Source organism: Pseudomonas sp. H9, assembly GCF_004353925.1.
Classification (GTDB): domain Bacteria; phylum Pseudomonadota; class Gammaproteobacteria; order Pseudomonadales; family Pseudomonadaceae; genus Aquipseudomonas.
Map to the genome: position 1 here is coordinate 65,326 of NZ_SMOK01000032.1, position 13,913 is coordinate 79,238.

14 protein-coding genes and 2 pseudogenes are annotated in these 13,913 nt (G+C 59.5%); 6 read left to right on the top strand and 10 right to left on the bottom strand.

Going from position 1 to position 13,913, the window contains the following annotated elements; genetic code table 11:
• The first annotated feature begins 73 nt into the window (after positions 1 to 73).
• The gene (locus E1573_RS22595; protein WP_133216771.1) at positions 74 to 1,291 is read left to right on the top strand and encodes a glycosyltransferase family 1 protein; all 1,218 of its coding nucleotides are present in this window, start codon (positions 74 to 76) and stop codon (positions 1,289 to 1,291) included.
• Here the strand turns inward: E1573_RS22595 and E1573_RS22600 are convergent.
• The 3 genes from E1573_RS22600 to E1573_RS22610 all read right to left on the bottom strand — a co-directional run bounded on the left by E1573_RS22600 (position 1,260) and on the right by E1573_RS22610 (position 3,635).
• Positions 1,260 to 2,363 (bottom strand): NADH:flavin oxidoreductase, encoded by a 1,104-nt coding sequence (locus E1573_RS22600; RefSeq protein WP_133216772.1) that lies wholly within the window; start codon positions 2,361 to 2,363, stop codon positions 1,260 to 1,262. The genes E1573_RS22595 and E1573_RS22600 overlap by 32 nt on opposite strands.
• A gap of 149 nt (positions 2,364 to 2,512) precedes the next feature.
• Positions 2,513 to 2,995 carry a glutathione peroxidase gene (locus E1573_RS22605; RefSeq protein ID WP_133216773.1) on the bottom strand — a complete coding sequence of 161 codons (483 nt, stop codon included), beginning with the start codon at positions 2,993 to 2,995 and terminating at the stop codon, positions 2,513 to 2,515.
• 154 nt (positions 2,996 to 3,149) lie between these two features.
• A complete protein-coding gene (locus E1573_RS22610; protein WP_128322723.1) occupies positions 3,150 to 3,635 on the bottom strand; it encodes a peptidylprolyl isomerase in 486 nt (161 codons plus the stop codon).
• Between E1573_RS22610 and E1573_RS27075 the strand changes: the two are divergent.
• The 5 genes and pseudogenes from E1573_RS27075 to E1573_RS22635 all read left to right on the top strand — a co-directional run.
• Positions 3,604 to 3,720: pseudogene (locus E1573_RS27075) on the top strand (DUF3565 domain-containing protein); the annotation flags it as partial. The gene E1573_RS22610 and the pseudogene E1573_RS27075 sit on opposite strands and share 32 nt — an antisense overlap.
• 106 nt (positions 3,721 to 3,826) lie before the next feature.
• Positions 3,827 to 3,916, top strand: a pseudogene (locus E1573_RS27345) (AAA family ATPase); the annotation flags it as partial.
• A 166-nt stretch (positions 3,917 to 4,082) separates the two neighbouring features.
• Positions 4,083 to 6,179, top strand: a complete 2,097-nt coding sequence (pta, locus tag E1573_RS22625; RefSeq protein WP_133216775.1) for a phosphate acetyltransferase — start codon at positions 4,083 to 4,085, stop codon at positions 6,177 to 6,179.
• A gap of 2 nt (positions 6,180 to 6,181) precedes the next feature.
• A complete protein-coding gene (locus E1573_RS22630) occupies positions 6,182 to 7,084 on the top strand; it encodes an acyltransferase (protein ID WP_133216776.1) in 903 nt (300 codons plus the stop codon).
• Between the two features lie 58 nt (positions 7,085 to 7,142).
• Entirely contained in the window at positions 7,143 to 7,721 is a 579-nt protein-coding gene (locus E1573_RS22635; RefSeq protein ID WP_133216777.1) for a hypothetical protein, read from the top strand.
• Between the two features lie 114 nt (positions 7,722 to 7,835).
• Here the strand turns inward: E1573_RS22635 and E1573_RS27130 are convergent, their stop codons facing one another.
• From E1573_RS27130 to E1573_RS26785, 7 genes are all read right to left on the bottom strand, one after another.
• Positions 7,836 to 8,129, bottom strand: coding sequence for a DUF3077 domain-containing protein (locus E1573_RS27130; protein ID WP_133216778.1), 294 nt, complete (start codon positions 8,127 to 8,129; stop codon positions 7,836 to 7,838).
• Between the two features lie 378 nt (positions 8,130 to 8,507).
• Entirely contained in the window at positions 8,508 to 9,203 is a 696-nt protein-coding gene (locus E1573_RS22645) for an OmpA family protein (RefSeq protein ID WP_133216779.1), read from the bottom strand.
• A gap of 96 nt (positions 9,204 to 9,299) precedes the next feature.
• Positions 9,300 to 9,944 carry an MBL fold metallo-hydrolase gene (locus tag E1573_RS22650; protein ID WP_133216780.1) on the bottom strand — a complete coding sequence of 215 codons (645 nt, stop codon included), beginning with the start codon at positions 9,942 to 9,944 and terminating at the stop codon, positions 9,300 to 9,302.
• A 73-nt stretch (positions 9,945 to 10,017) separates the two neighbouring features.
• A complete protein-coding gene (locus tag E1573_RS22655; RefSeq protein ID WP_133216781.1) occupies positions 10,018 to 10,761 on the bottom strand; it encodes a hypothetical protein in 744 nt (247 codons plus the stop codon).
• A gap of 76 nt (positions 10,762 to 10,837) precedes the next feature.
• Complete coding sequence (locus tag E1573_RS22660) at positions 10,838 to 12,523, bottom strand: DUF5666 domain-containing protein (protein WP_133216782.1); 1,686 nt, start codon at positions 12,521 to 12,523, stop codon at positions 10,838 to 10,840.
• Positions 12,520 to 13,356 carry a DUF6502 family protein gene (locus E1573_RS22665; protein ID WP_133216783.1) on the bottom strand — a complete coding sequence of 279 codons (837 nt, stop codon included), beginning with the start codon at positions 13,354 to 13,356 and terminating at the stop codon, positions 12,520 to 12,522. The genes E1573_RS22660 and E1573_RS22665 overlap by 4 nt, the downstream gene beginning before the upstream one ends.
• Positions 13,357 to 13,365: 9 nt before the next feature.
• Positions 13,366 to 13,913, bottom strand: a 548-nt coding sequence (locus E1573_RS26785; RefSeq protein WP_256659604.1) for a hypothetical protein, incomplete at its 5' end; no start/stop codon positions are given.

The following is a 13,913-nucleotide window of genomic DNA, read 5'->3' on the forward strand; positions in this document are numbered from 1 at the left end:
CGAAAATCGGGCGTCACAAATCAGTCATCAAGACGTCACCGAAGCGCAATTGTGCCCGCTGAAACTGGTGTTCATGAGCGCACCCACCCTACATATCGCCCTGATCAGCGAAACCTATCCGCCTGAGATCAATGGCGTGGCCAACACCCTGTGGCACTTGAGCGAAGGCTTGCGTCAACGCGGCCATCAAGTCGAACTGGTACGCCCACGCCAGGCCGGTGACTCGCTCGATGACGAAGATGAACCGCGCCTGCTCTGCCACGGCTGGCCGTTGCCCGGCTATCCGGGATTGCAGTGGGGGCAGGTTTCGATGCACAAGCTGCTGCGCCACTGGCGACGGCAGCGCCCTGATGTGTTGTATATCGCCACCGAAGGGCCTTTGGGGCTAAGTGCCTTACGGGCGGCACGCAGGCTGGGGATAGCGGTAGTCAGCGGTTTTCATACCAACTTCCATCAGTACTCCAGCAAATATGGTCTGGGGTTGCTGGCCAGGCTGTTGACCCTCTACCTGCGCTGGTTTCACCGGCGCACCCATACCACGCTAGTGCCCAGTGTCAGCCAGCGTCTGGAGTTGGAACGACGCGGGTTCGATAACCTGACGCTCACAGCCCGTGGCGTCGACAGCCAGTTATTCAATCCCGGCAGACGTAACCAGGCACTGCGTGAACAGTGGGGGCTGGCCAATGATGATATTGCCCTGTTGTATGTCGGGCGCCTGGCAGCGGAAAAGAACCTGGGGGTACTGCAGCACTGCCTGCATGCTGCACGACAACGTTATCCACAGCGGCGCATCAGGTTGATTGTGGTCGGTGACGGGCCGCAACGCGGTGCATTGCAGCAACAACTACCGGATGCCGTGTTCTGCGGCGCTCAACGGGGAGAAGTGCTGGGTGAACACTACGCCTCGGGGGATATTTTTCTGTTCCCTAGCCTCACCGAAACCTTTGGCAATGTGGTGCTCGAAGCCTTGGCGTCAGGCTTGGGCGTGGTGGCCTACGATCAGGCTGCAGCCGCCCAGCATATTCGTCATGGCCATAGCGGTGCACTGGCTATGCCCGGCGACGAAGCGGCCTTTATTGATGCCTGCAATTGGTTACTGGAAGACGCCGAAGCCCTGCGCAGGGTGCGCTTGAATGCCCGCTGCCATGCCAGCCGTCAAGGCTGGCCATTGATCATCGAGCAGTTTGAAGGCCACCTGCGCGAAGCTTGTCACCAAGGCCGAAGCAATCCTGTGCCCCAGCCTCCGGCAGCGCTGGCGATCAAACCAGAGTCGTCAACGCCTCGCGGCTGAACGGCAGAATGTCTTGTTCGCGGCCGTCGCGAACCTTGGCCGCCCAATCGGCATCCACCAGCAATGCGCGCCCCACGGCTACCAGGTCGAACTCATCGTTGTTCAGGCGGGTCAGCAGGTTTTCCAGGCTGGCCGGCTGCGCCACTTTATCGGTAGCCACCATGAACTGCAGGAACTCGCCATCCAGGCCGACACTGCCTACGGTGATCGTCGGCTTTCCGGTGAGCTGGCGGGTCCAGCCAGCCAGATTCAGTTCGCAACCTTCGAACTCCGGCTCCCAGAAGCGGCGGGTAGAGCAGTGGAAGATATCCACACCGGCGTCGGCCAGCGGCTGCAAAAATGCACCCAGCGCTTCGGCACTTTCAACCAGACGGGCACTGTAGTCCTGCTGTTTCCATTGTGAGAAACGGAAAATGATCGGGAAATCCGGTCCGACTGCTGCGCGTACTGCCTGGATCAGTTCAATGGCAAAACGCGAACGCCCGGCCAGATCGCCACCGTATTCGTCGGTACGTTGGTTGCTGGTGGCCCAGAAGAACTGGTCGATCAAGTAACCATGGGCACCGTGAATTTCAACACCATCCATGCCAATGCGTTGTGCATCGCGAGCGGCCTGGGCGAACGCTTCGATCACGTCGCGAATATCCTCTCGGCTCATGCCATGCACTACCAACTGGCCGTCCTTGGTTTTTTCGCTGGGGCCGTAGCCTGGCACGCTGGCGTCGGGCTCGGTGCCCAGGCGTCGTACGCTACCCACATGCCAGAGTTGCGGAACGATGCGACCACCTTCGGCATGCACGGCATCGACGACCTTTTTCCAACCCGCCAAGGCATCTTCGCCATGGAAGCGCGGCACATTCGGGTAGCCGTTGGCCGCTTTGTGACCAACTGTGGTGCCTTCAGTAATGATCAGCCCGACACCGGCAGCAGCACGACGGCGATAGTACTCGACCACTTTGGCATGAGGCACGCCGCCCGGGCAGAAGGTACGAGTCATCGGTGCCATGACCACACGGCTTGCTAGCTCCAGGGAGCCCAATTGAACGGGGGTGAACAGTGCGGTGGCTGACATGCGGCGCTCCAGAGAAGTAGGAATGCGCCAAAGAATAGGGTGAGCGCTCAGCGGGGCCCAGTACTATTGATTTGAGTGATTTAACAGCATCGCGGGGCAAGCCCGCTCCCACCAATCCTGTGGGAGCGGGCTTGCCCCGCGATAGGGCCTTAGCCCAACGCCTTCTCGATCGCCTGCACCACAGTCGAATCATCCGGCGCAGTACGCGGCGAAAAACGCGCCAACACCCGGCCATCCTTGCCAACCAGGAATTTCTCGAAGTTCCAGGTGATGTCCCCAGGGAACTCCGCACCTTCACCAGCCAGCAAACGGTAGAGCTGATGACGCTCGGCGCCATTGACCTCCAATTTGCTGCTCAACGGGAAGGTCACACCGTAATTCAAACTACAGAACTGCTGGATTTCATCGTCAGTGCCTGGCTCTTGCCCGGCGAACTGATTACACGGCAAACCCAGCACACTGAAGCCGTTGCCTTTGTACTGCTGGTACAAGTTTTCCAAGGCCGCATATTGTGGGGTCAGGCCACACTTGGAGGCGACATTGACCACCAGCACTACCTGGCCCTTAAACGGCGCCAGAGGTAACTCTTGGCCATTCAGTGCCTGCAACTTCAGGTCGTGAAATGCACTCATGACGTACTCCCTCTCCAGATCCCGGTTGCCGCTGCGGGCTGCAATCAGTAGCACCAGCCCATTAAAAAAGCGCCCTGCCAAGCCGCCTTACCCTGATGGAGTGAGACAAACTTGCCCGGACGCCTTCGCGACTCTCTGAGCTTAGCGCAGAAAATCAGTGGTGATGGCCACCTTCGCCATGGACGTGGCCATGGGCCACTTCTTCTTCGCTGGCGTCACGAATGTTGACGACCTTGACCTTGAAGTTCAGGCGCTGACCGGCCAGTGGGTGGTTGCCGTCGACGGTTACGTCGTCGCCGTCCAGATCACGGATGGTCACGATCTGCATTTGGCCATCGGGCGCGGAAGCGTGGAACTGCATGCCCACTTCCAGTTGGTCAACACCTTCAAACATGCTGCGGTTCAGGGTGCTGACCAGTTCAGCCAGGTATTCGCCGTAGGCGTCTTCTGGCTCGATGGCAACTTCCAGCTCGTCACCGGCAGCTTTGCCTTCCAGGGCTTTTTCCAGGCCTGGAATGATGTTGCCTGCGCCATGCAGGTAAACCAGCGGAGCGCCGCCGGCGGAGCTGTCGATGACCTCACCAGCGTCGTTGGTCAGGGTATAGTCGATGGAGACAGCCTTGTTGGCGGCGATCAGCATGGGGCGAGACCTTTTGCATAAGAATGTAGAGCCAATAAGTGTAACCAACGCATCGCCCGAAAGCGAACGCAACCCGGACAAACGGGAGCGGGCCCGCTGCCACAGCAAGCCCTCGCCTACCTATCGGCTAAGGGCCGATAGCGATACCCTTGGCAATTGATTTTTTGCACAGCTCACTTCGAGAAGTTCGCATGCAGACATTTTTCATTGCGCCGACCGACTTTGGTGTCGGCCTCACCTCTATCAGCCTAGGCCTGGTGCGCACGCTTGAGCGTGCCGGCCTGAAGGTTGGGAGCGGGCTTGCCCCGCGATTGCGATTTGGCTGGCACACCGCAGTCGCGGGGCAAGCCCGCTGCCACAGCAAGCCCTCGCCTACCTATCGGCTAAGGGCCGATAGCGATACCCTTGGCAATTGATTTTTTGCACAGCTCACTTCGAGAAGTTCGCATGCAGACATTTTTCATTGCGCCGACCGACTTTGGTGTCGGCCTCACCTCTATCAGCCTAGGCCTGGTGCGCACGCTTGAGCGTGCCGGCCTGAAGGTCGGCTTTTTCAAGCCAATTGCCCAGCCGCACCCCGGTGACACTGGGCCCGAGCGCTCCACCGAACTGGTAGCCCGTACTCATGGGCTCAATCCGCCTAAGCCGCTGAGCCTGGCACACGTCGAGCGCATGCTTGGCGACGGCCAACTGGACGAATTGCTCGAAGAAATCATCACCCTCTACCAACAAGCCTGCGTCGGTAAAGACGTGGTGGTGGTTGAAGGCATGGTGCCGACCCGTCACGCCAGCTATGCCGCTCGGGTCAACCTGCACCTGGCGAAAAGCCTGGATGCCGAAGTCATTCTGGTTTCGGCACCGGAAAACGAAGTGCTCACCGAGCTGTCTGGCCGGGTCGAGTTGCAGGCCCAACTGTTTGGCGGGCCGAAAGACCCGAAAGTGCTCGGCGTCATTCTCAACAAAGTTCGTACCGACGAGAGCATGAGTGCGTTCGCCGAACGCCTCAAGGAACACTCGCCGCTGCTGCGCGGTAATGACTTCCGCCTGTTGGGCTGCATTCCCTACCAGGCCGACCTCAACGCCCCACGTACCCGCGACGTCGCCGAATTGCTCGGCGCCCAGGTGCTCAACGCCGGTGACTATGAACAGCGGCGGATGAACAAAATCATCATTTGCGCCCGCACCGTGGCCAACACCGTGCCCTTGCTCAAACCCGGCACACTGGTGGTCACGCCCGGCGATCGCGATGACATCATCCTCGCCGTGAGCCTGGCCGCAATCAATGGCGTACCTCTGGCTGGCCTGCTGCTGACCAGCGACAGCAAACCCGACCCACGCATTCTTGAACTGTGCCAGGGCGCATTGCTGGCTGGCTTGCCGATTCTTTCGGTCAGCACCGGCTCTTACGACACGGCCAATCAGTTGAACCAGCTGAACAAGGAAATTCCGGTGGATGACCGCGAACGAGCGGAAATCATCACCGATTTCGTCGCCAGCTACCTGGATGCCGACTGGCTGCACCAACGCTGCGGCACGCCGCGCGAGCTGCGCTTGTCGCCGGCAGTGTTCCGCTACCAACTGATCCAGCGCGCCCAGCAGGCTAATAAACGCATTGTCCTGCCCGAAGGCGCCGAGCCAATGACCGTGCAGGCCGCCGCCATCTGCCAGGCACGGGGCATAGCTCGCTGTGTGCTGCTGGCCAAGCCAGATGACGTCCAGGCCGTGGCCAGGGCTCAGGGCATTACCTTGCCTGAAGGTCTGGAAATCCTTGATCCGGATCTGATCCGTGAACGCTATGTCGAACCCATGGTCAGCCTGCGCAAGAGCAAGAGCCTGAACGCGCCTATGGCCGAACAGCAGCTGGAAGACCCAGTGGTAATCGGTACCATGATGCTGGCCCTGGATGAGGTCGATGGCCTGGTCTCGGGCCTGGTCCACTCCACCGCCAACACCATCCGCCCGGCCTTGCAACTGATCAAGACCGCGCCGGGCTGCAGCCTGGTGTCTTCGGTATTTTTCATGCTGTTCCCCGAGCAGGTGCTGGTGTACGGCGACTGCGTGATGAACCCGCACCCCAGCGCCAGCGAGCTGGCCGAAATCGCCCTGCAAAGCGCCGACTCTGCCGAAGCCTTCGGAATTGCTCCGCGAGTCGCCATGATCAGCTACTCCAGCGGTGATTCGGCCAGTGGTGAAGAGGTCGAAAAAGTGCGCGAAGCCACGCTGCTGGCACAAGAAACCCAACGAAGCCTGCAGATCGATGGCCCGTTGCAGTACGACACCGCCGCCAACCTGGAAATTGCCCGGCAACTGGCACCCAACAGCCAGGTGGCTGGCCGCGCCACGGTGTTCGTGTTCCCCGACCTGAACACCGGCAATACCACCCACAAGGCGGTGCAGCGCAGCGCCGACTGCGTCAGCCTGGGGCCAATGCTTCAGGGCCTGCGCAAACCGGTCAACGACTTGCCGCGCGGCGCGCAGGTCGACGACATCGTTTACACCATTGCCCTGACTGCCATTCAGGCCAACCGCTCTTTGGATAGCTGAACATGCTCGGATCTCTACCCGCGCCGGTGCGCGGGGTCATTGCCTCGCTGTTGTTGGGGCTGAACACCGTTGTTTGCTGCACCCCGTTGTTCATCGTCAGCCTGTTCAAACTGTGCCTGCCGTTCGCGGCGGCACAGCGGGTGACCGATGAATTGATGCGCCATATCCATGAAGCCTGGATCAGCAACAACAACGCCTGGATCAACCTGCTGGGCAAGGCCCGCTGGCAGGTTGAAGGCCTAACCGGCCTGGACTATCAACACAGCTACCTGATCACCAGTAATCACCAAAGCTGGGTGGACATTCTGGTGTTGCAATACGTGCTTAACCGTCGCATACGCCCGCTGAAGTTCTTCCTCAAGCAGGTGTTGATATGGGTACCGGTGATCGGCCTGGCCTGGTGGGCCCTGGGCTTTCCGTTCATGAAGCGCTATTCCAAGGCTTACCTGGCCAAACACCCGGAAAAAGCGGGCAAAGACCTGGAAACCACTCGTCGTACGTGCGCTAAGTTTCGCGGCAAGCCTACGGCCATTTTCAACTTTGCCGAAGGCACTCGTTTTACGCTTGGTAAGCATCGTCAGCAGCAATCACCCTACAAGCACCTGCTCAAACCCAAGGCCGGTGGCATTGCCTTTGTGTTGGATGCGATGGGCGAGCAACTACAGTCGATCATCAATGTCACCCTGTACTACCCCGCCGGTGCCCCGGGCTTCTGGGACTTGCTGTGCGGGCGGGTGAAACACATCGTGGTGCACATTGAAGAACTGGAAATCCCACAGGAGTTTCTGGGCCGTAACTACGATCAGGATGAAGCCTATCGGCTGGCGTTTCAGCAATGGATCAATCAGCTGTGGCAGGACAAAGACGCCCTGCTTGATCAACTGCGACAAAACACCAGCGTGTGAGTCTGTCAGGAGCATCTATGCTTTTTGCTTCATCAGCCCTCACACGGAAAGTAAGCCTATGAAACCGTTGCGCACCCTGACCCACGCTGTCGCGCTTGCGACACTCATGACTGCCGCCAGCTTCTCGGTGCAGGCAGACGATGTGCTGATCGACGCCATTGCCAGTGAGAAGATCGTCGACACCAAGGTATTGGCAGTCGATGTGGATAAACGCCTGGTAACGGTGGCTGGCCCCAATGACAGCCAAGTGCCCATCCAGCTGAGTGAAAACGCCAAAGACCTGCACAACCTCAAGGTTGGCGATATGGTCAACATCAAAGTCAACCGTTCAGTGGCCACCGTGTTGGACACCAAAGTCGGCGGTGAGCCAGGTGTGAGCAAAGAAGCCGGTGTGATCCGCGCCACCAAAGACAACCCTAACCCGGGTGGCGAAGCGTTCCGTCAGGTCAAGGTGACGTCGAAAATCACCAAAATCGACCTGAAAGAACACGAAGTGACCCTGCTGCCGCCAGATGGCCCGCAGAAAGTGGTGAAGGTTGAAGACCCTGACCTGCAGTCGCGGATGAAAAACCTCAAAGTTGGTCAGACCGTCGACATGGTGTTTACCGACGTACTGAAAATCACCACCAAACACTGAGTTTGCACCTCCGGTGGGAGCGGGCTTGCCCCGCGATGCGATGTGACTGACAGATCGCTATCGCGGGGCAAGCCCGCTCCCACAGGATCAGCAAGACAGTTGCCCAGCATGACGTCAGCCCTGGCCTCGGCTCTCCAGCCCATCAAGCAACGAGTCAATCAGCCCTTTGGCCATTTCCATCGAATGTACTGACGATTGGATAAAACCGCGTCCAGGTTCACGAGTGTATTCAACCGCAAGTGGCGCAGTAAGGCTTGCACATTTCAGATAAAGCGCCGCATGCGCCAAGGCATCCTCAACATTGACCCCGCCGCACACAGAAAATAGTGGAGGATGGCCAACATCACAGAGACCAAATGGTGTCTCGGTGGTTTCAAGAAGGTGAAATTCGGGGGGGATCGGGGACAATCTTTTTCACGACGATGCTCCTTTTGAGATGGAGCCACCACCGAATCATCGCCAAACAATAGGATGGCAGCTGTACGCGGGTTGGCGAACCGAGACAAAAGGAAAACCCGGCAGGGCCGAAACCCTCCCGCGCACAGCCACCATAAAACACAATGGTGCATTCTTTTGTTCACTCCGAGTCGCCAAACCCGATCGCTGATGTAGCAGCGACCCGGTGAGCCTAGTAGTGAGTTTCCCTCGGAGCAATCATCTGCTGGGCGACAGATTTCGTAGGATAGGTCCTAGGACTGCCACAACACCAGTCCAACCCTGTTTCAGCATGCAAGTGACAGGCACAAAAAAGGGGAGCCAAGCTCCCCTTTTTACTGCGCAAGAAACTTACTGGTACTGCTGACCAGGAATCGGCTTGAGGTTGACCTCTACGCGACGGTTTTGCGCACGGCCATTGGAATCGGCGTTGCTGGCGATCGGCTGGTCCGGGCCCATGCCACGGGAAGATACGCGGCTAGCATCAACGCCTTGGGAGGTCAGGTAGGAAACCACCGATTGCGCACGACGCTGCGACAGGTCCATGTTGTGCTGACGGCTGCCAGTGCTGTCGGTGTAGCCGACCACTTCAATGGTGTTCTGGTTGAACTGTTTGAACGAGTTGGCCAGGTTGTTCAGCGGCGAGTAGAAGCTCGGGGCGATGTTCGCAGAATCGGTAGCGAAGGTAATGTTGCCCGGCATGATCAGCTTGATCTGATCGCCTTCACGCTGCACTTCAACGCCGGTGTTGGCCATGCTGGCACGCAGCGCGGCTTCCTGTTTGTCGGCGTAGTAGCCATAGCCTGCGGCAGCAGCACCGACGGCGGCTGCACCGATCAGGGCGCCTTTGCCACGGTTGTTATGGTCGATGGCGGCACCGGCAATGGCACCGGCCAGTGCGCCCAGGCCGCCGTATTTGGCGGTTTTGCTCATCCCGGTGGAGCCTTGTTGCGCCTGACCCTGTTCGTTGTAAGGGTTCTGGCCGGCACAGCCAGTCATCAGGGCGGCAACGGTAGCGACGATAACCAAACGACGCATGGTGAACATGGACAAGCTCCTACTGTAATTCGAAAGTGCGGCAAACCGCTTAGCGGTTGTATGCCAGCCTTGGATTGTGAATTGGTGAAAAAATTCCCTGAAAATTCAGGCGCGGACGAATGGGTTCTGACGCATTTCATCACCCAGGCGCGTATCAGGGCCGTGGCCGGTTACCACCGTGGCATCTTCATCCAGGGTGTACAGGCGCTGCTTGATCGAACGCACGATAGTGGTGTGATCGCCGCCCCACAAATCGGTACGACCAATACCACGGCGGAACATGGTGTCGCCGGCAATCAGTAGCTTGGCATCGGCAAACCAGAAACTCATCGAGCCTGGCGTGTGCCCTGGCGTATGCAGCGCTACCCCGCAACCGCAGGCCAGCTCTTCGTCATCGGCCAACCAGCGGTCGGGCGAAGGCACCGGCGTGTAAGGCACGCCGAACATCTGGCACTGCATTTCAAGGTTGTCCCAGAGGAACTGATCGTCTTTGTGCAGGTGCAAGGTGGCGCCGGTCATTTCCTTCAACTGCCCGGAGGCGAGGAAATGATCGAGGTGGGCGTGCGTGTGGATGATGCTCACCACCTTCAGGCCATGCGCGTCCAGACGAGCAAGGATCTGCTCAGGGTTGCCGCCGGGGTCGACAACGATGGCTTTCTTGCTGATCGGGTCGCCAATGATGGTGCAGTTGCACTGCAAAGGGCCGACGGGGAAGGTTTCGCGAATGAGCGCGGGTTTTCCGGCTTCCATGGGGGTGTTCCTGTGAAATGGTGCGGTTACGCCTGACACGTTGGCGGGCATTGTACACAAGGACTTGAGCCGATCAGAACGCATGAAAAATCATTAATCCACCTTCGGCATCCGGGCTGGCGTCGGAAAAGCCTTTCACGGCATACAACTGGACTTTCCACTGCTGGCTGAGTTTATGGGTGACAAACAGGGTGAGCTCCTGAATCTGCGACCCTGTGGACACCACTTTCTGCCGCCAGTCATAGGAAGCACCTGCCGTGGTGCGCACGGCTACGGGGGTAGCGAAACCCAGGCTGGCAAACACCGGGTCATCGAAATCACTGTCGGGCGGGTCGCCATACTTTTTCCAGCCCAAGGTCGCGAAGCCGGTCACCGCGCCGAATGCCTGGGCGATATCGACCTGGGCGGTGTAGTCGGTTTCACCCGTGCCCAGGCACTGGTCCTCATCGGCGGTGGGGAATTTGACCTTGCCGATCAAGTCGACCAATACGCCACCTTCACTGCCATCAAGCAGGGCGTAGCCAGCACTGGCGACGGTATCGCCCATACCGCTCTCGACGTCTCGGCAGCCACCGGGCAACGGGTCACCATCCGGGCCGACTTCCGGATTGGTGATGCGTAACCAGGGCACGGTGACCTTATAGGTCATGGGGCCGGTTTCATACTTGCCCATTACCGGGACGTACCAGATTTCCGAGGTGGTATCGGTGCCGTAGTCACCGCTTGAGTAATCGAGGCCGATGGCCGTGCTGAGGGTATCGGCGACAGCACCGTAGCTGACAAACAGGCTGGCGAGCAGCGTGAGTGTGGGTCTCATCGTCACCTCAAGGTCTGAGCATAATCGCTGTCGGGCCTACCCAGCCTAGTTGCTTATCGGACCTCCGTACGAACGACTAACGGCCCGACCGTTCCGGACGCTCTGCTTTCTCGGCCTTCTCGATTTTTTCCACTTTCTCGGGCTTTTCGACCTTTTCGACTTTCTCAACCTTCTCGGGCTTTTCGACCTTTTCGACTTTCTCAACCTTCTCGGGCTTTTCGACCTTCTCGACTTTCTCAACCTTCTCGGGCTTTTCGATCTTCTCTACTTTCTCGACCTTCTCAGGCTTTTCGATCTTCTCTACTTTCTCGACCTTCTCAGGCTTTTCGATCTTCTCTACTTTCTCGACCTTCTCAGGCTTCTCGACCTTCTCGACCTTCTCGACTTTCTCAGCTTTCTCAGCCTTCTCGACCTTTTCCGGCCGTCCGCTGTGGTCTTCTTTCTCGGGCGGTTCGACTTTCTCGACGCGCTCTGATTTTCCGGAGTTATCCACAGCAACGGACTTGCCGCCGTCTTCACGCTCGCTGCGATCATCTCCGCCACGGTTGCTATCGCTGCGCAGACTTTGAGCAGCCGTTGTTTGACCGCTTTTGCCGCTGCCGGAGTTATCCGTGAGCTGTTCGTGCTCGTCGTCTTCGTGGTTGTTGCGCCCGGAACGGTCCCTGGCCGGTGTTTCGGCACGTTCTGGATTAAGCTCGACGCGGGTTGCCCGCACCTCCCGTGTACCGCTGAGTACACCACTGACCCGCACGCGTTGATCCAGCGCTGGCGCAGCGGAATGTTCGCCAACAAACACCGTGTCACGCCCCAGGGTCACGTTGAAGCCGCCGACCACCAGGCGTTGATTCTGTTGACCTTGCACCAGCCCCTCAACGACCACATCACGAACTCGACCGGCAAATGGCAAGCTCGGATTCGCCCGGCTTTGCGCCACTTCCAGTTGCCGGCCAGACCATTGACCACGCACCAGCACTTCCTGCGCCGCCGCCACCCGGGTTCCAAGTTTCAGCCCCTGCAGGCTACCCATGCGGTCAACCGAGCCGATGGCGCTGGCGGCCTTGAGGCCTGGCGCGCGCTCGATGCGACTGGCCACAACCTCGCCATTGGCACTGCGCAACCCACTGACCTTGACCGGCTCACCGGGGCGTAATCCTTCAGACACCCGCGCACCTTTGGCCAGGCGCACCGGTTGGCCCATCACCCGCAGCGGCGCTGATCCGTTCGGCAGCGCAGTCAGCGGCCCTTCATACACATTCAAAATTGCAATGCGCCCGGCTTGCAGGCCGCGCTGGGTGGCGAATGACTCCACGGCAACCACCTGGCCGATGGCCAAGTGTTCAGTACTGGAAGCAACACCGTTTTCGCTCACCGGCACGTCTTTGTTGAAGTGCACTTCCATGCCATTGACGCAGATGGAAGCAAAGCCGGTGATGGTACCGACGATCCCCGTGCCGCCGGTCCCCCCCGGCGACCCAAGTGGCATTCCGGTACCGCCGGTTCCACCCGGGCGTTTCTGTAGCGGCGCACCGCTGCCACCGACGCCACCATTGTCGCCATCGATACCCGTGCCGCCGGTGCCGCCGGGTCGGGCTCCAGTACCTCCGATGCCGCCTGGCGCCTGCAGGCCTGTGGCGTCTGTCATTCCCAGTTCATCGCGGCTCATGCACGCAGGCGCTGCACTCCCCCATGAAGGCAACCCGAGGCTGAGTGCGAACCCAAGGGCAATGGCAACGCTGCGAACACGGCACAGGGGCGTGATCATGAATGAGGTGCCGTCGGTGAAGTGGGTTCAGTGTAGAAGTAAAGCCCGATGGTGATGCGCTGACGCGGATCGAGGCTGGACAAGTCCTGGGTTTCGAGGTCGGCAGCCAGGCGGCTGAAGTCGAGCAGCGTCTGCATGCCCTCACGGGCCACAACCTCACGCAATGCTTCAACGCTGGCTGGACTCAAGGCATCGTAGTGCACGCTGCGTTCAAAGAAGGGCTGGGCCTGCTCCGTCAAGTTATGCACCGCAGCGCAGGCATGATCGTGCAGGTTGTGGCCCAAGTATGCAGCTTTTTCATCAAAGCCTTTTTGCGGCACAAAGGCCTGGGCCTGCAGGTGCACGCAATCTTGTTCGTCCAGTTGCACCACACCCAGGCGTAACCATTCGTCGAGCACTACCCGTGCGCGAATGTCGGTGCTGACCTGCGCCACCAGTGCATCGAAAGATACCTCCCCGCCAACACTGGCCAGCCTCGGTAGCGGCAATGCCTGCCCCGCTTGCTTGCAGAAAGGCGCGCAGTTGGTCCAGGCATTGACCAACTGCGCTCCCAAAGTAATGTTCTCTGGCAACGCCATGCTCACGTTGTCGCCTTCATGGCGCAAGCGCCTGACATCCTTGCGATGGACACCCGTGAGCAAGCTGATGCGGCTGTCACTCGCGGCTTTGTCATCCAGACGAAACTCGCGGTCAGCCACATCGACAAATACCTCCTTGAGCAGGTCGGCGAACACCGTATAGGTGACGCCTTTGCGAAGCATCAATCGGACCAGAGGCCGCATGACACGCCGCAAAGCACTCAACAGAGAAGGAGGAAGAGTAGGCGCTTGCATTGCCGTCAATCAGCTCCTGCCGTTGTCGTCACCAGGTTCGCCGCCGATGTGATTGCCACGGTCATCACCCGGTTCGCCACCCACATGCTCACCACGGTCATCACCAGGCTCACCGCCCACGTGATTGCCATGGTCGTCGCCAGGTTCGCCGCCAACATGATTACCATGGTCATCGCCGGGCTCACCGCCCACATGATTGCCATGGTCATCACCGGGCTCACCACGAGCGTGATTGCCATGATCATCACCAGGCTCTGAATGGTTGCTGCTGCGCCCGGAGTTCGAGTTGCTGGCGTGCCCCTGGCCGGAATCGCCATGGTCGCTGCCACTATGACCGCTGCCACCGCTGCTACCACTGCCGTTGCCAGCATGGCCACCACCATTGCCGCTTCCACCATGGCCGCCTGAACCTCCGCTTCCACCGCCGCCGTGACCGCCTCCACCACCGTGACCACCGCCGCCGCCATGGCCGCCACCGCCACCACCGCCATGACCGCCACCGCCACCACCACCGCCATGACCGCCTCCGCCACCACCGCCGCCACCGCCATGACCGC